The organism is Acrocarpospora macrocephala (genome assembly GCF_009687865.1).
Classification (GTDB): Bacteria; Actinomycetota; Actinomycetes; order Streptosporangiales; family Streptosporangiaceae; genus Acrocarpospora; species Acrocarpospora macrocephala.
The window spans coordinates 50947-71550 of sequence record NZ_BLAE01000057.1; the positions used below are offsets into that span (position 1 = coordinate 50947).

At 69.2% G+C, this 20604-nt stretch carries 21 protein-coding genes; 9 read left to right on the forward strand and 12 right to left on the reverse strand.

The features are described 5' to 3' along the window. The first annotated feature begins 11 nt into the window (after positions 1–11). From Amac_RS39290 to Amac_RS39305, 4 genes are all read left to right on the forward strand, one after another. A complete protein-coding gene (locus Amac_RS39290) occupies positions 12–1259 on the forward strand; it encodes a lipopolysaccharide biosynthesis protein (protein WP_170322888.1) in 1248 nt (415 codons plus the stop codon). Between the two features lie 157 nt (positions 1260–1416). Then, a complete protein-coding gene (locus Amac_RS39295; protein WP_155359531.1) occupies positions 1417–2421 on the forward strand; it encodes an NAD-dependent epimerase/dehydratase family protein in 1005 nt (334 codons plus the stop codon). Beyond that, entirely contained in the window at positions 2418–3431 is a 1014-nt protein-coding gene (locus Amac_RS39300) for a glycosyltransferase family 4 protein (protein ID WP_170322889.1), read from the forward strand. The genes Amac_RS39295 and Amac_RS39300 overlap by 4 nt, the downstream gene beginning before the upstream one ends. A 4-nt stretch (positions 3432–3435) precedes the next feature. Continuing rightward, a complete protein-coding gene (locus tag Amac_RS39305) occupies positions 3436–4821 on the forward strand; it encodes a tyrosine-protein kinase domain-containing protein (protein ID WP_155359504.1) in 1386 nt (461 codons plus the stop codon). 85 nt (positions 4822–4906) lie between these two features. Here Amac_RS39305 and Amac_RS39310 read toward each other — a convergent pair whose 3' ends face one another. Both Amac_RS39310 and Amac_RS39315 read right to left on the reverse strand, forming a co-directional pair. Continuing rightward, positions 4907–5482, reverse strand: a complete 576-nt coding sequence (locus tag Amac_RS39310) for an arsenate reductase/protein-tyrosine-phosphatase family protein (RefSeq protein ID WP_155359505.1) — start codon at positions 5480–5482, stop codon at positions 4907–4909. 393 nt (positions 5483–5875) lie between these two features. Then, the gene (locus Amac_RS39315) at positions 5876–7096 is read right to left on the reverse strand and encodes an ABC transporter ATP-binding protein (protein WP_155359506.1); all 1221 of its coding nucleotides are present in this window, start codon (positions 7094–7096) and stop codon (positions 5876–5878) included. 201 nt (positions 7097–7297) lie between these two features. Between Amac_RS39315 and Amac_RS39320 the strand changes: the two genes are divergently transcribed. After that, positions 7298–8311, forward strand: a complete 1014-nt coding sequence (locus Amac_RS39320; protein WP_155359507.1) for a LacI family DNA-binding transcriptional regulator — start codon at positions 7298–7300, stop codon at positions 8309–8311. Here Amac_RS39320 and Amac_RS39325 read toward each other — a convergent pair. The 3 genes from Amac_RS39325 to Amac_RS39335 all read right to left on the reverse strand — a co-directional run bounded on the left by Amac_RS39325 (position 8283) and on the right by Amac_RS39335 (position 11796). Continuing rightward, complete coding sequence (locus Amac_RS39325; protein ID WP_155359508.1) at positions 8283–10094, reverse strand: DUF4012 domain-containing protein; 1812 nt, start codon at positions 10092–10094, stop codon at positions 8283–8285. The genes Amac_RS39320 and Amac_RS39325 overlap by 29 nt on opposite strands. 5 nt (positions 10095–10099) lie before the next feature. Beyond that, entirely contained in the window at positions 10100–11197 is a 1098-nt protein-coding gene (locus Amac_RS39330) for a hypothetical protein (RefSeq protein WP_155359509.1), read from the reverse strand. A gap of 131 nt (positions 11198–11328) precedes the next feature. Further along, positions 11329–11796 carry a glutathione peroxidase gene (locus Amac_RS39335; RefSeq protein WP_155359510.1) on the reverse strand — a complete coding sequence of 156 codons (468 nt, stop codon included), beginning with the start codon at positions 11794–11796 and terminating at the stop codon, positions 11329–11331. Positions 11797–12188: 392 nt separating this feature from the next. Between Amac_RS39335 and Amac_RS57750 the strand changes: the two genes are divergently transcribed. Beyond that, a complete protein-coding gene (locus tag Amac_RS57750; protein ID WP_218041564.1) occupies positions 12189–12686 on the forward strand; it encodes an aggregation-promoting factor C-terminal-like domain-containing protein in 498 nt (165 codons plus the stop codon). Between the two features lie 188 nt (positions 12687–12874). Here Amac_RS57750 and Amac_RS39345 read toward each other — a convergent pair whose 3' ends face one another. From Amac_RS39345 to Amac_RS39360, 4 genes are all read right to left on the reverse strand, one after another. Next, a complete protein-coding gene (locus tag Amac_RS39345) occupies positions 12875–13249 on the reverse strand; it encodes a DUF8711 family protein (protein ID WP_155359511.1) in 375 nt (124 codons plus the stop codon). A 75-nt stretch (positions 13250–13324) separates the two neighbouring features. Beyond that, positions 13325–13630 (reverse strand): DUF202 domain-containing protein, encoded by a 306-nt coding sequence (locus Amac_RS39350; protein WP_155359512.1) that lies wholly within the window; start codon positions 13628–13630, stop codon positions 13325–13327. After that, positions 13627–13962, reverse strand: a complete 336-nt coding sequence (locus Amac_RS39355) for a YidH family protein (RefSeq protein WP_155359513.1) — start codon at positions 13960–13962, stop codon at positions 13627–13629. Before Amac_RS39355 ends, Amac_RS39350 begins: the two co-directional genes overlap by 4 nt. A 37-nt stretch (positions 13963–13999) precedes the next feature. Next, a complete protein-coding gene (locus Amac_RS39360) occupies positions 14000–14383 on the reverse strand; it encodes a DUF8711 family protein (protein WP_155359514.1) in 384 nt (127 codons plus the stop codon). A 69-nt stretch (positions 14384–14452) separates the two neighbouring features. Here Amac_RS39360 and Amac_RS39365 point away from each other — a divergent pair, with 69 nt between their 5' ends. Then, positions 14453–14710, forward strand: a complete 258-nt coding sequence (locus Amac_RS39365) for a ubiquitin carboxyl-terminal hydrolase 14 (protein ID WP_155359515.1) — start codon at positions 14453–14455, stop codon at positions 14708–14710. 43 nt (positions 14711–14753) lie between these two features. On the opposite strand, the gene Amac_RS39370 is transcribed toward Amac_RS39365, so the two are convergent. Next, positions 14754–15533 (reverse strand): siderophore-interacting protein, encoded by a 780-nt coding sequence (locus tag Amac_RS39370; protein ID WP_218041565.1) that lies wholly within the window; start codon positions 15531–15533, stop codon positions 14754–14756. A gap of 195 nt (positions 15534–15728) precedes the next feature. On the opposite strand from Amac_RS39370, the gene Amac_RS39375 reads away from it, so the two are divergent. Continuing rightward, complete coding sequence (locus Amac_RS39375; protein ID WP_218041566.1) at positions 15729–16463, forward strand: helix-turn-helix domain-containing protein; 735 nt, start codon at positions 15729–15731, stop codon at positions 16461–16463. Between the two features lie 195 nt (positions 16464–16658). Further along, positions 16659–17834 (forward strand): 4-hydroxybenzoate 3-monooxygenase, encoded by a 1176-nt coding sequence (locus Amac_RS39380; protein WP_155359518.1) that lies wholly within the window; start codon positions 16659–16661, stop codon positions 17832–17834. 39 nt (positions 17835–17873) lie between these two features. On the opposite strand, the gene Amac_RS39385 is transcribed toward Amac_RS39380, so the two are convergent. Beyond that, positions 17874–19463 carry a Na+/H+ antiporter gene (locus tag Amac_RS39385; protein ID WP_155359519.1) on the reverse strand — a complete coding sequence of 530 codons (1590 nt, stop codon included), beginning with the start codon at positions 19461–19463 and terminating at the stop codon, positions 17874–17876. Between the two features lie 49 nt (positions 19464–19512). Further along, entirely contained in the window at positions 19513–20409 is an 897-nt protein-coding gene (locus tag Amac_RS39390) for a hypothetical protein (protein WP_155359520.1), read from the reverse strand. Positions 20410–20604: the final 195 nt, after the last annotated feature.

A 20604-nucleotide genomic window follows, 5' to 3' on the forward strand; every position in this document is an offset into this window, starting at 1 on the left:
GGAACACCCGTATGAGCAGCCTGCGCCGGGCCCTGGACACCGTCGCCAGCCAGGTCCTCCGGCTGGGGCTCGCGGCGGTGACCGGGGTGCTGCTCGCCCGGGCGCTGGAACCGGAGAGCCGCGGCGTGTACGCGGTCGTCGCCACCACGGCCGGGATCACCATCCAGCTCGGCCACCTGTCCCTGCAGCAGTCCCAGATCGCCTTCTGGCCGGACGCCGGCAAGCGCCGCGCGCTGCTGGCCAACGGGCTGTTCCTCAGCCTGGCGATCGGCGCGCTCTGCGCCCTCCTCGCGTTCGCCGCCAGCCTGGTGCTGCCGCTCGCCTCGCCGGCGCTGCTCGCGCTGGCGCTCCTCGCGGTGCCGTTCGGGGTGGCCGCGATCAACCTCAACGGCATCATGCTGCTGCGCTCCCGGCAGCGCCTGGTCAACCGGGCCTGGGTGCTGACCGGGCTGACCCAGTGCGTGCCGCTGCTGGTCCTGATCGCTCTCGGCAAGGCGTCGGTGACCGCCGTGATCGTCTGCTGGGCGCTGTCCACGGCCTCGCCGTTCATGCTGTTCGCCGCCACGCTCAAGCTGCGCTCGCTGCGCGGCAGGATGCGGCTGGCCCGGCGCCAGCTGGCCCTGGCCGGGCGTTACCACCCCGGCCGCCTGGCCTTCTATCTGCTGCTCACCGTGGACGTGCTGCTGCTCAACGCCCTGGCCTCCGCCCGCGAGGCGGGCCTTTACACGGTCGCGGTGGCCGTGCTCTCGCTGGCCGCCGCCCCGGCGGAAGCCGTACGCCAGCTGAGCCTGGCCCGGCAGGCCGACGCCGACGGCGACGGCGCCCGCGAGGCCACCACCCGCGCCCTGCGCCTCAACCTGCTCACCGGCACCGCCGTCGTGGCCGTCCTCGCCGCCACCGCCCCGATCCTCATCCCGCTGGTGTACGGCTCGGCCTACGCGCCGAGCGTCGCCCCCATGCTCGCGCTGGCGCCAGGCGCGATCATGCTCGCCCTGCTCAAACCGGTCGAGCAGTTCCTGGTACGGCTGTCGCGCCCGATGACCATGACCGCCATCGCGATCATCGCCCTGGGCGTGAACCTGGTGCTCAACGGCGTGCTCATCCCGCAGTGGGGCGCCGTCGGCGCGGCGCTGGCGTCCACGGCCGCGTACACGCTGATCGCCGTGATCGAACTCATCTGGTTCGTCCGGGCCTCCAAGACCGCCCCCAGGGAACTGCTCCCCCGGCGCGCCGACCTTGTTCCGGCCCGCTCCGGCTAAACCATCCGCCGCCGCCGATGAAAATGACGGCAAAAGGCGCCGCAAGATCGCGCGTGGCGCCCCGGGTGTTCAATCCGGCATCTCTACCGTCTCACTGGCACAGATATGACACGTCGAGCGAGTGTTCGGCAGAGGAGTCACCTTGGCTGCTATTGGCATGAACTATCTGGTAACCGGCGGCAGCGGATTCATCGGGTCGCACCTGACCGATGCCCTGCTGGATCGGGGTGATTCGGTGACGGTGCTCGACAACCTCTCCACCGGTCGCGCCGAGAACCTGCGTCACTCGGCCCAGCATCCGGCGCTGCGGATCGTCACCGGCTCGGTCCTGGACGAACTTGTGGTGGACGAACTGGTGCACCAGTGCGATGTGGTCGTGCACCTCGCCGCCGCCGTCGGGGTGCAGCTGATCGTGGAGCAGCCGTTGCGGTCGCTGACCACCAACATCCGCGGCTCCGAGATCGTCATCGGGGCCGCGCACCGTTATCGCAGGAAGATCCTGGTGGCCAGCACCAGCGAGATCTACGGCAAGAACTCCGGCGGGCCGCTGGCCGAGGACGCCGACCGGATCCTGGGCAGCACGTCCGTCTCCCGCTGGTCCTACAGCACCGCCAAGGCCGTGGACGAGATCCTGGCCAACGCGTACTACCGGGAACGCGGTCTGCCGACCGTGGTGACGCGCCTGTTCAACACGGTCGGGCCCCGGCAGAGCCCCGCCTACGGGATGGTCGTGCCGCGGCTGGTCCGCCAGGCGCTCAGCGGGCGGCCGCTCACCGTGTTCGGCGACGGCACCCAGTCGCGGTGCTTCGTGCACGTCCTGGACGTCGTCGACGCGCTGCTGCGGCTGCTGGACGAGCCGCTGGCGGTCGGGCAGACCTTCAACATCGGATCCTCCGACGAGGTCACCATCCTCGAACTGGCCAAGACGGTGATCGAACTGACCCGGAGCACCTCCGGGGTGGAGATGATCCCCTACCACGAGGCGTACGCGAAGGGCTTCGAGGACATGGCCCGGCGGGTGCCGGACAGCTCCCGGCTGCGGGCCCTCACCGGGTGGCGCCCGCAGCGCAACCTGGACGACATCCTGCTCGACACGATCACGGAGACGATGCGCGAGATGTCCCGCGGGCGGCAGTGCGAAGCAGGGATCGACGCGCGGTGAGTCTGGCAGTCAGTGTGGGGACGGTGGTGTCGGCGGCGGCGATCGGAGCCGCCGCCACCGTTCCGGTCCGGAAGTTCGCGCTGTGGACGCGGCTGACCGACCGGCCCGGTGGCCACAAGGCCCACCGTCGTCCCACCCCATACCTGGGCGGCCTGGCCATCCTGATCGCCACGCTGCCGCCGGTCGCGTTCCAAGCGGGCAACCCGGCGGTACGGGCCGTCATCCTGGGCGCGGCCGTGCTCGCCCTGGTCGGCCTGATCGACGACCTGCGGCCGCTCGGGCCGCTGCCGCGGCTGCTGGTGGAGACGCTCGCCGCGCTGGCCGTGGTGTTCAACGGGGTGCAGGCCCCGGTCACCGGCACCTGGCTGGACATCCCGCTGACCACGATCTGGATCGTGGTCGTCACCAACTCCTACAACCTGCTCGACAACATGGACGGCGCGCTGAGCGCGGTCGCCGTCGCCACCTGCGGCATGCTGGCCGTGGCCGCGTTCGTCACCGGCGCGCCCGCGGCGGCCGTCATCCCGCTGGCGCTGGCCGGGGCCTGCGCCGGCTTCCTGGTCCACAACTGGACCCCGGCGCGGATCTTCATGGGCGATTGCGGCTCGCTGTTCATCGGCTTCGCCATCGCCTGCTCCGCCGTGCTCGTGTTCGACGCGCCCGGGCAGGCTCCGGCGGGACTGCTGCTGGTCACCTTCGTGGCCACCGTGGACACCCTCGTGGTGGTGGTCTCCCGCCGCCGGGCGGGCCGCTCGGTGATGTGCGGCGGGACCGACCACGTCACCCACCGGCTGCGCCGGCTCGGCCTTTCGGTCTCGCAGACGGTCCTCGTGCTCGCCGCGGTGACCACGCTGACCTGCGGCCTGGCCTGCGCGGTGGCCGTGCTGGCGCTGGCCCCGCTGCTCGCCCTGGCCCTGGCCGTCGGCTCGGGTCTCGTCCTCGTCGTTCTGCTGCAGGGCGTGGACGCCTACCCGGCCGCCCGCCCCGCGCTGCAACCCTCAAGGCGGTAAATCCTTGGAACTCCTCTCCTATCTGCGACTGGCCCGCCGGAACTGGTGGATCATCGCCCTGGCGGCGGGCACGGGCGCCGGGGGCGCGATGCTCGTGACCCAGCAGATGCCCGAGCGGTATGCCGCGACGGTGTCCATGCTCGTGGCCGCCGAGGACGACGAATCCAGCGCGGCCGGGGCGTACCAGGCCAACCTGCTGTCGCAGCAGCGGGTCAAGTCGTACGCGAACCTGATCACCAGCCGCCGGGTGGTGAGCGAGGTCGCCCGGCCCGAGGGCCTCAACCCGGATTCGCTGGCCAGGAACGTGAAGGCGGAAGCCGTGCCGGACACGGTGCTGCTGCGGGCGACCGTGGAGGACGGTGATCCGGCCAGGGCCGGGCGGCTGGCCAACGCGGTCGGCGAGCAGCTGACCAAGCTGATCGACCAGATCGAGCGGCCGGACAAGAACAGCAAGTCCACCATCAAGGTCACGGTCATCGACAAGGCCGTCACGCCCGGGAAGCCGGTCAGCCCGCGCCCGCTGGTGAACCTGTCCATCGGCGTGCTCCTCAGCCTGCTCGCCGCCGGCTCGGCGATCGTCCTGTACGACCGGCTCGACACCACCGTGAAGACCCCGGAGGACCTGCTGGAGGCCACCGGCGGGGCGGTGCTCGGCGTCATCAGTTACGAGAAGGACGCCAAGCTGTACCCGTTGATCGTGCGCGATCAAGGCAGTTCCATCCGGGCTGAGGCGTTCCGGGCGATCCGTACGAACCTGCAGTTCGTCGGCATCGACGAGAAGCCCAGGTCGTTGGTGATCACCAGCTGCCTGCCGGGCGAGGGCAAGTCCTCGACCTCGGTCAACCTGGCCATCGCGCTGGGCCAGGCCGGCTGGCGGGTGCTGCTCGTGGACGCGGACCTGCGCCGCCCCAGCGTGCCCGACTATCTCGGCATCGAGGGCGCCGTCGGGCTCACCAACGTCCTGATCGGCACCTCCACCCTGGCCGACGCCCTGCAGACCTGGGGCGACGACCAGATCCAGGTGCTGCCCAGCGGCCCCATCCCGCCCAACCCGAGCGAGCTGCTCAGCTCCCACCAGATGCGGCAGCTGCTCATCCAGCTCCGCAAGTCCTACGACATGGTGCTCATCGACGCGCCGCCGCTGCTCCCCGTCACCGACGCGGCCACCCTGGCCGCCGTCGCCGACGGGGTCCTGCTGGTGGCCCGCAGCGCCAAGACCCAGCGCGACCACCTCGCGCACGCCACCACCCAGCTCAGCTCGGTCAGCGGACGCCTGATCGGCTCGATCCTCAACTTCACACCGTCCAGGACCATCCACCACTACGGCTACGACTACAGCTACGAACCCATCAAGGAAGCCGAACCCGACAAGATCCCGGTAGGGGTCTAATTAATTAGAAACCCGTCCATAGACAGCCGCACGGCCGCCGACCAGGCGATTCACCGCTGCGGCTGTCCAGATCACGACTTTCTCATTAATCGTTGGCGCTCTCCGTGCCGCCGGCCAGCAGGCGCAGCGGCACGGAGAGCTCGGCGGCGATGCGCCGCCCCACCGCGCGATAGACGCGCCCAGAACGGCCGATCGGATCGACCACATCAGGTTCCGCCACTCGGACCATCCCCCTCCTGGCCGTCGCCTCGGCCAGCAGCGCCCTCCCCCGCTCCTCCGCCTCCAGGAAGCGCACGACCAGGCCTTCCGGAATGGCCCGGACCAGGGCGCCGAACTCCGCGATCGTGAACACCCGGCCCACCGACGCCGGAACCCGGGTCACCACCTCGGCCCGATGCCGCCGGGTCGCCGTCAGCACCAGATCGGCCTCGACCACCATCTCGGATTCCAGCGGCCGGGACACGAACTCCCCCACCTCCGCGCCCATCCGCCGAAGCACCTCCCGAGCCCCCGCACTGATCGGCACCCCCGCCACCGTGCGCGTCCCGGCACTGCCCACCTCGACCCCCGAGACCGCCGCCAGCGCGGCCCTGGTCAGGCACTCCGCGATCGGCGATCGGCAGATGTTCCCCGTACAAACGAACAGCACCCGAAACCCCATCCGACGAGGTTAGGCAGGAGGGCCAGATTGTCTTCCGGGGTTTGACACAAACTTGATCGGCAATCGCCGCACCTTTAGTCGTATGTCCCGGCTTGGCCGCGCCTGTGTCTGGACAACCGCACCTTCTTAACCCGGCCATCACTCCTATCCAGGGCAATCAAGCGGCTTGGCCGCGCCTGTGTCTGGACTGAGGAACGCAGGGTCGCGAAGCGGCCCGGAGTGACGAGGGAAGACACAGGCTGAAGGCGGCCAAGCCCGCCGTGCCGGAGGCGCGGCCATAGACACAGAACCCTCGCCGTCGGAGGGGGGAGACGGCGAGGGTTCGTTCTGAGGGGTTTCGTAAAGCCAGGTTGGTGGCCGCCCCCCGCCGGACTGGCGGGGGGCGGACGTTCTTTAGCGGCCGACGTTGGCTTCGTGGCCGATGCTGAGGCCGGAGTCGACGTCGAAGAAGTGCAGGTTGTGAGTGTCGACGACGAGTTCGATGTTCTGGCCGGGGCGGACGTGGCTGCGGGCGTTGACGCGGGCGGTCCACAGGGACTTGTCGCCGGTCAGCGGGAGGGTGGCCTCTTCCTCGTCGCCGTCGTTGGCGGCGGCCACCGTGTCGCGGTGCTCGACGGGGGGAGCGTCGATGGTGAACAGCACGTTGATCTCGGAGCCAAGCTCCTCGGTGACGTTCGCGCGGACCGGGATGCGGACCCAGCCGGTGGAGGCGCCGTTGGCGGCGACCGAGTCCTCGAAGTCCGAGGGGCGGATGCCGAGGATGATGCGCTTGCCGATGTAGCGGTCGAGACCGGGCTTCTCGGCGAACGTGGAGTCGGGGACGGGGAGCTTGTAGCCGGCGAAGGCCACCGCGGCGGTGGCCCCGTCGCGGACGAGATCGGCGTAGGCGAAGTTCATGGACGGGGAGCCCATGAACCCGGCGACGAACAGGTTGACCGGGTTGTCGAACAGGTTCTGCGGAGTGTCGACCTGCTGGAGCAGGCCGTCGCGCAGGACGCAGACGCGGTCGCCGAGGGTCATCGCCTCGACCTGGTCGTGGGTCACGTAGACGGTGGTGACGCCGAGGCGCTCGTGCAGCTGGTTGAGCGAGGCCCGCATGGAGACGCGGAGCTTGGCGTCCAGGTTGGAGAGCGGCTCGTCCATGAGGAAGGCCTGCGGCTCGCGGACGATGGCGCGGCCCATGGCGACACGCTGGCGCTGACCGCCGGAGAGCGCGGCCGGCTTGCGCTTGAGGTACTGCTCCAGGCCCAGCATCTTGGCGGCCTCGTTGACGCGCTTGGCGATCTCCGCCTTGGGCATCTTGCGAAGCTTGAGGCCGAAGGCCAGGTTCTCCTCCACGGTCATGTGGGGGTAGAGGGCGTAGTTCTGGAAGACCATCGCGATGTCGCGGTCCTTCGGCGGGAGGTGGTTGACCACCCGGTCGCCGATCGCGATCTCGCCGGCGCTGATGTCCTCAAGTCCGGCGATCATCCGCAGGGCGGTGGACTTGCCACATCCCGACGGGCCGACCAGGACCATGAACTCGCCGTCTTTGATCTCAAGATTCAGGCCGTTCACGGCCTTCACGCCACCCGCGTAGATCTTGTCGACGTTGCTCAGAACGATTGATGCCATGCCAGTCCTTCACGCTGCCCGAGGACCGGCACGGAACCCCCGCCGCCGGTCTCCACTAGGGGAAAAGTGGATACGTTTTCATGCATCTCACCCGAACCGGACATGCCTGTCAAGCGATTCCCTTAGTTTCCGCCTGTCATGACATTCCCGTTATCGTATTGAGACTGGAGGTAACTGTGGAATTCTGATGGAATCGTTTCCATGAGCAGTCCAGCGCAGCGCCGTACGACGATCAAGGACGTGGCCGAGATGGCCGGGGTCGGGGTGGCGACCGTCTCGCGGGTCCTGTCGGGGGGATCGGCGAGCGCGGAGACGCGGGAGCGGGTGCTGGACGCGGCCACCAAGCTGGACTACCGGCCGAGCGCGCTCGGGCGGAACCTGCGGCAGCAGCGCAGCGGCGGGATCGCGCTGCTGGTGCCGGACATCACCGACAACTTCTACGCGCGGCTCGCGGACGGCGTGCTCTCCTGCGCCCGCTCCTACCGCGAGCCGGTCACCATCGGCGTCACCGGCGACGACCCGGAGCAGGAGGCCGACCTGGTCGGGTCGCTGCTGGAGCAGAGCATGGACCGTGTGATCGCGGTGCCGTCGGGGGACGGCGAGATGTGGGCGCCCGCGCTCCGGGCGGGGCTGAGCGTGGTCTTCGCCGACCGGCGGGTGTGGCGCGACCCGGCGCCCGGGCAGCAGCGGGTGCTGGACGAGGTGCCGGCCGTGCTCGCCGACGACCGGGCCGGAGTGCGTACGGCGGTGGAATACCTGACCGGGCTCGGCCATCGCAAGATCGGCTTCCTGGCCCGGCACGGGCAGACCCAGCGGACCCGGGCGTTCCGCACCGCGATGGGCGAGCTGCTGGACGAGGAGCTGGTGGTGCCGGCGCGGGCGAGCCGCGACTCCGCCTACGCCGCGGCGTCCGGTCTCTTCCAGCGACGGCCCGACATCACGGCCGTCCTGACCGGGGACAACATGCTCGGCGAGGCGGCCGTGCTGGCGGCCAGGGAGCTGGACGTGCGGATTCCGCGGGACCTGTCGCTGGTGATGTTCGACGACGTGCCGTGGGCCGAACTCTGCTCCCCGCCGCTGACAGTGGTGGCCCAGCCCGCGCAGGACATCGGGTATCGGGCGGCGGAGCTGGTGATGCGCCAGGGCCGGCGGCCGAAGACGGTCATGCTGCCGACCCAGCTGATCATCAGGGGCAGCTGCGGCCCGCGCAGGTGACGGTGGTGCGCTGCGGGCGCACCAGGGGCTGGACCGGGACGTTCGGGCGGGCCGCGCTGTGGGGCTCGCGGAGGTCCAGCTCGATGGTCGCGGTCCGGCGGGGGCCGAGTTCGATGACCTTGGAGTAGACGGGGTGGAACCGCTCCTCCTCGACGATCATCTCGGTGGCGGCGCCGTTGATCCTGGCGGCTTTGAGGGTGGCGCCGACGGGGGCGTACAGGGAGAACCAGATCTTGTTCGCGCCGACGGGCGGCTGGTCGTGCGGGGTGTCCATCCGGTACGTCACGTACTTGGGGAGGGTGCCTTCGGGCACGTCGTTGGTCAGCCGGATCCGGATCCGGCTGGTGCGCCAGTCGCCCTCCCGGGGGCCGAGGTCGTAGTTGAGCTCGCGGTCGAGGTAGTAGTCGAGCTTGGTGCCGCCGGAATTGTTGACCACCAGGCCCGCGTACGGTCCGCGCGCGGTGGACAGCGTCCCGCCCAGCGGGGTGGTGGCGATCAGGGCCTGGTCGCGGTCGTGCCGGCTCCAGATCCGCAGACGGCCCTCCTCCACGAGCTGGAAGAAGACGGGCAGGGCTTCGAGCCCGGGCAGCCGGGTCAGCGCGTCGCCGACCGACCGCGCGATCGTGACGAGGAAACGTTTGCGCTCGATCGGATCCTGGTAGCGGGCGTAGGCCGCGCGCTCGGTGAGATCGACCACGTTGGCGGCCGTGACCTGCTCCCCGCCGGGCAGCGTGACCGGTCCGACCAGGGACAACATCCGGGCCAGGCCGACCGGATCGGTCGCGATGGCGCCGTCCAGGCGGGTGCCGGTCTGCCGTTGCCAGAGCCGGGTCCACGTCTCCGCCGCGTACGGGAAATGGGGTGAGAGGTTGGAATTGGACAGCAGTTCCACCGCGCTCGGGCCGTACCGCGCGACATACGCGGGCCCGTGATCGACCACGGGCGTGGTGGCGTTCCTGAGCCCGTTGTTCGCGGCCAGGTTCTTGATCGCGAAACGCCCGCCACCGGCGGAGAGGATGCCGAACGCGCCCACAAGACCGCCCGTGCCCCGGGCCTCGGCGTTGGTCTGGAACGCGAGGAAGTAGCGGCTGGGCTTGTCCCGGCCGAACAGCGCGGGCAGCGCGACGAGCTGCGCCGCCCTGTCCACCCAGCCGCGCAGCCGGTCGATCTCCTTGATCGCGCTGGCCCGCGCGGCGTCGATCGCGCCGACCCCCGTGCTCTCCGGCACGCGGGTCAGCTCGCCGCGAGCCAGCAGGAGCCGGAGCCGCGCCCGCTGCACCGCGCCCGTGACGTCGGTTCCGGCCAGCTTCGCCAGCAGCCCGGTCAGGCCGGGAACGCCGCCGGAGATCGAGCCGCGCAAGGCGACGGCGACCTCCTGCAGCTCGTCGAGCGCGAGGGTCAGCTGGTCCGCCGCCCGCGCGATCCCGCGGACGACCGCCGCCTCCTCGCCCATGACGGGCAGCCGGGAGAGCAGATCCCAGTCCGCTCCCCCGGTGACCCGCCGGGCCGCCGCCGCGTGCTCCCGCGCCTCCGACAGCGCCTTCGCGAAGTCCGGCAGGGAGTCCAGCAGCGGCTTCCCGGCTTCCTGCGTCCCCGCCCGCCCGGCGCGCGACCGAGCGGACGACAACGCCGACGAAAGATCGTCATGCGCCTCGGCCAGGGCTGATCGGGTCGCGGTCAGGTGGTGCCAGGTGGTCAGGCCCAGGTAGGCCGACCACCCGGCGGCCATGGCGGGCAGCGCGCCGATGAGCGCGAGGCCCGCCAGCAGGCGGCGTTTGTTCACCCTGGTTACTCGGCAGCGCTCGCGCGGCGACGGCGAACCGCGATCAGGGTTCCGGTCACGCCGGCGGCGAGCAGACCCCCGCCGACCGCGGCCACGGCGCCGACCGGCGCTCCGGTCCACGGCAGCGTGGCGGCGGCGCCGCCCCCGCCCCCGCCACCGGAGGCCACTTGGCGCCCGCGGCCGCCGGCCCAGCCGAGATCCCCGGCGTCGGCGAAGTCACCGGCGTCCATGAGGTTGCCGAACTCCTGGATGTCGCCACGACCCCACTGGTGCCCGTGATCCCCGTGCTCGCCGTGATCACGATCCCCGTGCCCGAAGTGATGACCGTGCCGACCGTGGTCATCGCGGCCACCGTGGTCGCCGTGGTCGCCCCCATCCAGCACGATGTGATCGCTGCGGTCGCTGTGATCGAGCTGATCTCTGCCATCCGTGTGGAGCACGTTGGTCCCGCGAATCACGTTGCCCCGCTGCCGATCGAAGCTCTCGCGCCGATCGAAGCGCTCGCGCTTACGGTCGTTCACGCGCTGATCGACGGATTGACGCTGATCGTTGTCCTGGCGTTGATCGTTGTCAATGCGGATGTCGGTTCTGTTCTTGTTCTTGTTGTCGTTGTCGACGTCGTTGTCGTTGTCGTTGTCGTTATCGTTATCGTTGTCATTGTCGTTGTGGTGCTTGTGACACTTGTGAACGAGCTTGGTGATGCACGGGTGCGGCACCGGCGGGTCGCCCAGCTCTTCGCCGTCCTCGTAGCCGGACTCGTAGCCCGCCAGGAAGCCCGCCCGGAAGCCGGCGGCGTAGGCCAGCGCGCCGGGCGGCACGATCGGGGCCGCGTTGGTGCCCCCGGTCCCCGTCGCGTTGGCGGCCGCGGCCGCCCGGCCGGCCAGCCAGCCGATGGTGTAACCAGCGGCGTAGCCGTCCGCGTAGCCCTGCTCGAACGTGGGAGGTTGGGGTGGGTACGGCTGGGCGATCGCCGCCGCCAGATACCCGCTAGTAGGTGGTACCGCCGCGCTCGAAGCGAGCGCGGTGGCGTTAAGGGACAGTCCGCTGAGAGCGACGCCGACGGCCGCCCCCAGCAGAAGAGTGAACTTACGTTGTGCGGCCATTCCGACTCCCCGGCGCCAGATGTGCTGAGCCCCGCATTCGGGTCACATGGCCCCATTCCACGGTGAGAACGGTGCGTGAATCGGACTGGACGCGCTCACTTCAGAGAATGATCACTCTTTGTTGACCAAGATCAGAGGATCTTCTCCAGGCTGGAGACCAGGCTGGGGTCGTCCGGCTGGACCTTCGGCGCGAACCTGGACACGACCTCACCATCGGCGTTTACGAGGAACTTCTCGAAGTTCCACTGGATATCGGCGCCGTCGCCGATCAGCTCGCGGTAGAGCGGGTGCCGCGTGTCGCCGTTGACGTCGGTCTTCTCCAGCAGCGGGAAGTCCACGCCGTAGGTGGTGGAGCAGAACTCCTGGATCTCCTCCGCCGATCCGGGCTCCTGGCCCATGAACTGGTTGCACGGCACGCCGATGACGGTGAAGCCGCGCTCGCCGTAGGTGTCCTGGAGCTGGACCAGGCCGCCGTACTGGGGGGTGAGGCCGCAGCGGGAGGCGACGTTGACGACCAGGGCGGCCTTGCCGCCGAGCAGCTCGCCGAGGGTGGTAGGGGCACCGGCCAGGGTGGTCACCGGGATATCAAGAATGCTCATAAGCCCGACTTTACCTAGAACATGATTCCGCCTCCGCTTCGGAGGCGTGTCCCGCGCGCATCCCCGGGCTCCGATCTCAAACCCCACGCGCGGGCCATCTTCTGGGCAGCCCACTCCTTGATCGTCTTCGGGCCGGGTCAGCTCCGCCCCGCGAGACGTGCCGTGTTCGGCGCGTGATCGGCAAATACCTCTCCGCAGCGTGTCGAAGTCGGCGCGGCAGGCCGGGTCGGCGTACTTCAATCCGCGCTAAGGACCCGTCGCGGAGCCGCCGGATTGCCCCAGGGAAATCCGGCCCATGGCCGAGCGGACGGCCACGCCCACGCCATGGGCGGGACCGCGCACGGGCGCGTTCACGCGCCCGTCTCCGCACGCGACCCGGAGAAGGGAGCGTTATGGACAGACAGCGCGCCATGCGCAGCACCACCGCCGCGGCCGTGCTCACGATCGCGGCTCTAGGTTCGGCCCCGGCGCTCGCCGAGAGCGAACCTGAGCGGATCGGAGCGCAGCAGAACGGCGAGTCGCAGGTTCACTACGGCACCTGGCGGACCACCGCCAAGCAGATCTACCGCCCGGCCCGCGAGATCCGTACCAACGACGTCAAGGCCTTCGCGTCGCAACTGGTCAGCCGGCGGCTCTGGTCACCCGTCCAGTTCCGCTGCCTGGACAGCCTGTGGACCCGGGAGAGCAACTGGAACCACCGCGCCTACAACCGCTCGTCAGGCGCGTACGGCATCCCGCAGGCGCTACCCGGCCACAAGATGGGCCTGGTGGCCTGGGACTGGCGATTCAACCCGGCAACCCAGATCCGCTGGGGGTTGAGATACATCAAGGGCCGATATGGCTCACCATGTGGTGCGTGGGGGCACTTTAGGTCGCACAATTGGTATTAGCGAGGGCGCGCCAGTGTCTGGACTGAGGAACGCAGGTCGCGAAGCGGCCGGAGTGACGAGGGAAGACACTGGCTGAAAGCGACCGAGCCGCCGTGCCGAAGGCGCGGCAATAAGCGAAGAGAACCCAGGGGAAGGGGTCCCTCTTCGGTGAAACGCCCGGGCCCAGCCCGGGCGTTTTGCTTTGGCGGTCAGGCGCAGGCTTTCGCGACCTTCTCCATGGTGCCCGTGCCGCCCGCGATCGCGGTCTGGGTGGCGTCGACGGCGGACTTGCGGGTGGTCACCTCGATCTTCTTCAGCTCGTCGGCGAAGCCCTGGACGGCCTGCTTGATGGCGGTGTCCTGGATGCTCGCGGCCTTCGCCTCGACCTCGGTGGCCGCGGCCGCGATGCTCGTCTTCAGCTCCTTGGGCTTCTCCGCGAGCGAGCTGAACTCCGACAGTTTCGCGCCGATCAGGACCGGCGCCTCCGAGCACTCCTTGGGCAGGTCGGCGCGCGGCGCGGTCACCGGCGTGGAGCACCCGGCGGCGAGGACGGCCGAAAGCAGGATCAAGGGGAGGGTTCGCATGAAGCCGCACCTTAGCGAGGCCTCCCGGAACCACCACATCTCCGGCGTATTACCGCAGGACAGCAGCTGAAATATTCAGAAAAGCAGGAAAGACAGTGATCCGGCGATGACGGCCAGGGTGCCCGCCCAGGCGAGTTGCGCGTCGAAGGTGTCGTCCAGCGGCAGGCCGTCGCGCAGGGCCCGCTGGACGCGGTAGAAGCGGAGGCCGGTCCTGGCCAGCAGGACGGCTCCGGCCAGCGCGGCCAGCAGGAAGAAGGCGCCGGTCACCGGGCCCGCCCGGTGCCGGAGGGCCGCGCCGCCCGCGCCCAGGCCGATGGTGGCCAGCGCGGCCGCGGTGCGCACCCAGGCCAGCCGGGTGCGCTCGCTCTGCAGGCCGGTCATGCGCTGATGACGATCAATACCAGGGCGACGAGGGCGACCAGCGCGACGCCGTACCCGAAGAGGGGGGCCAGGCGGGGCGGCGGGAGCGGTTCGGCGCGGCGGAGGGCGCGCTGGACCTGGCGCCAGCGTGGGTAGGCGAGCAGGGCCGCGAACGCGGCGAGGGTGACCAGCACCAGCGCCAGCAGCGTGCGCGCCCACGAGACGAACAGGTGTTCCGGCAGGGCCGCGATGGCCACCCCGCCCGCGCAGAGCGCGAGCGAGGTGCTCAACCACGTCAGAAATGTGCGTTCGTTGGCGAGGGTGAAGCGGGGGTCAGGCTCGTTGCCTTCCATGGAAAATAGGATATTTCACCACATTTTCCCTAGGGATTCAGGAGCATGCCTTCGTCAGCGTCTCCACCCACGCGACCGAATCCGTGGCGATCTTCTGGAGCGCGTCGACCGCGTCGTTGGCGTCCTGCACGTTGTAGCCGTCCAGCTTGGCGGCCACACCGTCGGCGGCCTCCTTCAGCGAGGTGTTGGCCGCGTCGTCGGCCAGCGTCGTCAGTTTCTTCGCGCCCTCGTTGAGCGCCTTCTCCACCTCGGCCGGGTCGCCGGCCAGACTTGTGATCTTGGACACCGTCTCGGTGACGATGCCCGCGGCCTCGATGCACTGCTGGGTCTGCTGGGCGGCTCCGGTGACCTCCTCGATCGCGCCACATCCTGTGACCAGAACCGCCGCCATCGAAAGGGTAATAACGGGGAGAAGTCGCATGCCCGCGACTCTAACGCACGGAGCCGGGTGACGACGGGAACCCTGATCGGAACACGTACCATCTGCTCTATGGGGACTTGTGAGCATCTGACCACGGCCGGCGATCCGCCGGCCACCACCCCGGAAGGCTGCCAGGAGTGCCTGCGGGAAGGGCGACGCTGGGTACACCTGCGCCGCTGCCTGAGCTGCGGGCACATCGGCTGCTGCGACTCCTCACCGGGGCGGCACGCCACCGCGCACTACAAGGAGACCGGGCATCCCGTGATGAGCTCCTTCGAGCCGGGCGAGACCTGGCGCTGGTGCTACCTCGACAACCTGATGGGCTAGGGCGTGGCGGGCCGTTCTTCCTGGTGACGTCAGTGCGACGTGGTCAGAGACTGGCTCTGCCGTATTTCCAGTAGCCGCGGAAGGCGATGTCGGACCTGGCGACGTTGCGTTCGCTGACGAGATGCCTGCGGATGCCGGTGGGGAGCGAGGACTCGCCCGCCGTCCAGGTGTAGAAGGGTCCTGGAGGCAGTTGTGCGTCCTTCACGGCCTGGAGAGCGAGCGTACCTGGCCTCATGGAGGGTTCGTTGCGAGGCAACCAGTGGATTCTTGTGGCCGCGGGTGCGATGACCTCGCGGCGGACGTCCTCGCTGGTGGGGACCTCAAGGAATGCCTCAGCAGGCAGCGCGTCGGTGGAGCGCTCCAGGATCGCGAGGATGGCCGGCAATGCGCTCTCGTCGCCGACGAGAAGCTGCCAGGCGGCGCCAGGGGTGGGCACGTAGCAGTATCCCTCGTCGAGGAAACCGACCTTGTCGCCGGGCTCGGCCGCCAGCGCCCACGCGGTCCCGGGAGCAGCGGGCCCGTCCGAGGCTTGCTCCTCGTGGATGGCGACTTCGATGTCGAACGCGGAGATCTCCGGCCTCAAGCGCCGGATCGAATACGACCTGACTCGTGGACGCCGTTTGGCCGGTTGCAGGGTGTATTGGAGCATCCACTTCTCGCTGCTCGGGAGCACGACCTCGTCCTGGCCGGGGTCGGCGAAGAAGAGGCGGCCCGCCTGGTCGTACCCGGACTGCTCCAGATGCTGGAAGTCGTCTCCGCCCAGCGTGATGGACATGAAGTGCGGACTGATCCGCTCGCGGCCTTGGACGGTCAGCGTCAACATTCGTCGATGGCTAGGCCGCCGGTGCCTGGCTGCCATCGCTATCGATCCGAGGCTACTCAACGGTCCCTCCGGTGCACGCCCGTACGTCAATGCTCATATGGCAATCCTTGGCCTGCCGCAGGCGCCGTACCACCGGTAAGCTGACGGTCGATGCCGGAAACCCGCCAACCTTCCCCACTGCCCTCGACGCTATGGGTGCCTCGTAGTGGAGGCTGGCTGCCGCACGGCTACCACCTCGACGCCCACTTTCACACCCAGGGCCAGCTGGTGTACGCGGCCGCCGGCGCCCTGACCACCACGACCGAACGCGGGACCTGGGTCGCCCCGGCCAACCGGGTGACGTGGACGCCGCCCGGATTCGACCACTCTCATCGCTTCTACGGCAGGACCGACGTCCGCCTCGTCGCCATCCCGGCCGACCTGTGCGACGCGCTCGTGGCACACCCCAGCGTGTTCGCGGTAAGCCCCCTCCTGCGAGAGGCCCTCCTGGCACTGACCGATCGGCGGGAGGTCCGCCCCGGCGCCTACGAGCGGCTGCGCGCGGTGGTGATCGACGAGCTCGCCGAGACCCCCGAGCAGTCCCTGCACCTACCCGAACCCCGCGACGACCGGCTGCGTGCCGTCACCGATCTCCTGCACGCCGATCCCGGCCGGATCGCGACCCTGGCCCAGCTGGGACGGGCGGTGGGAGCGAGCGAGCGCACCCTGAGCCGTCTGTTCCGCACCGAGCTCGGGATGAGCTTCCACCGCTGGCGCACCATCTTGCGCATCCACCACGCCTTGGTCCATCTCACCAACGGCCGGTCCGTCACCGACACCGCGACGGAGTGCGGGTGGTCCAACCCCTCGAGCTTTATCGAGGCGTTCACCGAGGTCGTCGGCCAGACCCCGGGCCGCTACCAAGCGGATCTACGCGACGACACGAAGTAACCGCACCAGGCCTCAGGTAACCAAAGGGCGCCTTCCGCAGAGTTTGGGCAGCGCCAAGTTGGCGGCTTTTCGGCATTCGTTGTCCATTCACCGGTTGGCGGTGACCGCTGTCGGGTTCAGAGTGGTGGCCGGAACGCCGCACCACCCGGGCGGCACAGTCGTACCACCGCTTTCTTCAAGGAGGCTCGGAACTACATGGGTGAAACAGGCGAGGACACTGCCGTAGTTATCGTTGGGGCCGGGGTCGCCGGACTTACGCTCGGCAATTTCCTGGTGCGCAACGGCATCGGTTGCATAATTCTGGAGAAGCACAGCCGTGAGTACGTCGAGCAGCGGCAACGGGCCGGGACTATCGACGGCCTCGGGGTTCGTATGTTCCGCGAGTGGGGGCTCGAAGAGGTGCTGGCGGGTGACCCCATCCCGGAGGTTGGGAGCGGCTTCTGGATCGACGGAGAAGAGCTATCGATCGAGTTCGGGGAGGACGACAACAACGATAGTCTTTTCTGCCCTCAGCAGGTCCTCGTCCGGAACCTCACGGATGTTTTCCTTCGCGACGGCGGAGACCTTCGCTTCGAGGCCGCCGACGTTTCCCTGGAAGGCCTCGACGGCGAGCGTCCCCTTGTTCGCTATCGGGGCATCGCCGGCTCGACGAAGGTCATCAGCTGCGACTTCGTCGCCGGCTGCGACGGCGACCGTGGCGTCAGCAGGGCGGCCATCCCCGCCGACGCCCTTACTCGTCACTCCCATGAGTACGGGTATGCCTGGCTGAGCGTCCTGGCCGAGGTACCGGCGAATCCCTCGGGCATGGCCATACACTCTCGTGGCCTTGCTGGACTGATCCCCCGCGGCGCGAACGCCAGTCGTCTCTATCTTCAGTGCCCGATCGACGACACCCTTTCGCAGTGGCCGGACGAGCGCATCTGGAGCGAACTGGAAGCTCGTTTCGGCACACCCGTGGCGACCGGCCGGATCATCGACAAACGGCTCGTGCCGCTGCGGAGCGCAGTGTACAGCCCGATGCGCTACGGCAGGCTGTACCTGCTCGGGGACGCGGCACACATCGTTCCTCCGATGAGCGCGAAAGGAATACACCTCGCCCTTTACGACGCCGAGGTGCTCGCTCGTGCCATCATCCACCAGATCCAGAAAGACGATTCGAGTCTGCTCGACAGCTACTCCTCGACCTGTCTGCGCCATATCTGGAACTATCAGGCATTCGCCACATGGATTACTGAGCTCATGCACAACGCCGGTGATGCTTCCTACGAAGGAGAGTTCCGCAAGCAGGTCGCCCGAGCGGAACTGGAACGCCAGTTCACCTCTCCCACGGCGAATCGCCTCTTCGGGGAACTCATCGCCGGGGTGAATTAGGCAACAGCCGTCGGCGCAGGGATCGCATGGCGGGACGCCCTAGTCGCGTTCGAGCGTGGCCTCTTCGAAGTCCAGTTCCGCCATGACGCGGCGCAGCACCTCGTCGGCGATGCGGCGCTCGTCGCGCAGCCGGATGAACACCTGACGCTCGGCGGCGAGCATCTCCCGGCGCAACCGCCGGTAGACGGTGGCGGGGGTTTCCTCGCCCTCTGGTCCCGTGCCGCCGCCGAGCCGCTCCCACGCCTGCAGCGCCGAGTGCTCCGAGCGGGTGCGGAGCTTCTCGACCACCCGCTCGTGCACGTCCAGGACGCCCTCGGCCACCAGCTCCTCGAGCCTGGCCAGACCCGCCGCGGCGGCGGCCTGCTGCGCCGCGGCCTCGGTCAGATCATCCTGGAAACGTTCGCGCTCGTTGCTGATGCCCAGCCTCCTGATCAGCCACGGGAACGACATGCCCTGGATCACCAGGGTCCCGATCACCACCGCGAAGGTGAGGAACAGCAGCAGGTTGCGCTCCGGCAGGTTCACCTCCGGCAGCGCGAACGCCGCCGCCAGCGAGACCACGCCGCGCATCCCGGCCCAGCCCACCACGGCGACCTGCTGCCACGGGATCGGGGCCTCCCGCGCGCGGATCTTGCGGGACAGGACCCTGGGCAGGTAGGTGCCCGGGATCAGCCAGACGAACCGGGCGAGGATCGCGACCAGGAACAGCGCGACCGCGTATCCGGTCACCTGCCAGGGGTTCTCACCCTCGAGCCCGCGGATGAGCGGGAGCAGCTGCAGGCCGATCAGGGCGAACACGATCGCTTCCAGCAGGTAGTCGACCACCTGCCAGACGGCCCTGGACAGCAGGCGGGTGCCGTAGGAGGTGTTGCTCATCTGGTGGCCCAGGTAGATCCCGACGATCACCACCGAGATCACGCCGGAAGCGTGCACCACCTCGGCGGCCAGGTAGGCGGCGTACGGGATCATCAGCGAGAACGCGTTCGCCACCAGCGCGTCGTCGATCTTCGTGAGGAGCAGGCCGGCCAGGTAGGCGATGGCCATGCCGATCATGAGGCCGACCCCGGCCGCGTACAGGAACTCGCCCGTCGCGGTCAGGAAGCTGGCGCCCGCGCCCGCGATCACCCCGACCGCGACCCGGTAGGCGGTCAGCGCGGTCGCGTCGTTGAACAGGCTCTCCCCCGTGAGCACCGTCATCGTGCGCCGCGGCAGCCCCAGCTTGCGGCCGATCGCCGCCGCCGCCACCGCGTCCGGCGGGGCCACGATCGCGCCCAGGGCCAGCGCGGCGGCCAGGGCCAGGCCGGGAATCATCGCGTACGCGGTGAGGCCGATGGCCAGCATGCTGAACAGCACCAGGCCCACCGACAGCAGCGCGATCGGGCGTTTCACGTCGCGCAGCGTCAGGTAGGAGCTGTCCAGCGCGGCCGAGTAGAGCAGTGGGGGCAGGAAGACCAGCAGCACGATTTCCGGGCTGAGGTTGTACTCCGGGACGCCTGGGATGACCGAGACGATCAACCCCGCGAGCACCAGCAGCAGCGGAGCGCTCCAGTCCATCCGCCGGGCGAACCCGGCGACCGCGAGCGCGCCCGCGGGCAGCAGAAGCAGCTGGAGTGCCGAGATCGCGTCCATCAGACGATCAGCGTAATGCCGCGCCGGGCGTGCTCAGGCCCGTGCGGTCTCACCAATCGCGCTGGTCGTCACGGTCCGGCGGGCGCAGGCGCTCGCCGGTGGCGTACATCTGCTCGTTGGGCGGCACGTACGGCCGGGCCACGGGCCCCAGCCCGAGCGGGTCGTTGGGGTCGACCTGGGGGGGCTGCTGGTAGCGGGGGTCCCTGGGGTCCTGGTACTGCTGCTGTTCCGGCTGGTAGTACGCGGGTTCCTGCTGGTAATCCTGATAGCGGGGCTCAGGGGGGTAGTTCTGGTACACGTGCTCCGGATACTGCGGCTGTTCCTGGTACTGCGGTTCCGGCTGGGGTTCCGGGTCGAAGCGGTAGGCCGGGCGGCCGGGGATCGGCGACGGGAACTGGTAGACCGGTTCCGCCGGGCCCGCCGGCTCGTACGGGTTCTGCTCGCGGGGCGCCTCCCGGGGCACTTCCCTGGGTACGGGGACGCGCTGGGGGCCGGAGTCGACCGCCACCAGGCGGTCCCGGTTCGGGTTGCCGCGCGCGACGAGCACGTCGTTGGGCCCGAGCGCGGCCGGCGCCGGTGCGGGCTGGCCGTAGGCGGGGGTGTCCGGGTAGCCCTGCTCGTACGGGCCCGGGGCCGGTGGCCGGGTGTACTGCCCGGTTCCGGGGTAGTCCTCTAGTTCGGGTTGCGGGAAGGGACCGGTCCCGTCCACGACGGTGGTGTGCGGCGCCTCCAGCGTCCCGCCGGCCTCGGCGAATCCGACGTCGAGCGTCTCCAGGAGACGGCCGACATCGTCCATGGGCATACGGAAACTGGCCGTGCACATCTCGCCGCGCCAGAGGCTGAGCACGAGGGTCCCCTCGTGCCAGGTGACGCGTAAAACACGGTCCTGACCTCTAGCGTCAAAGAAAACTTCGCCGAACGACGGCAGCGGGACGACTTCCGACATGACAGACATAGTGCCTTTACCTGCCCTTATCCGTCCACTCGACCTCTAGAAACACTACCGAAACGCCTATTCCGGCCTTGCCGGACCGTCACCAGAACACCCGAGGTAGATCGTCTTTGATCGTCTTTGGCCTAGGGCCGGTGGGGCCAGTGTGCCATGGCATCTCGCCCGCGGACGCCCGAACTTCGGGATGTG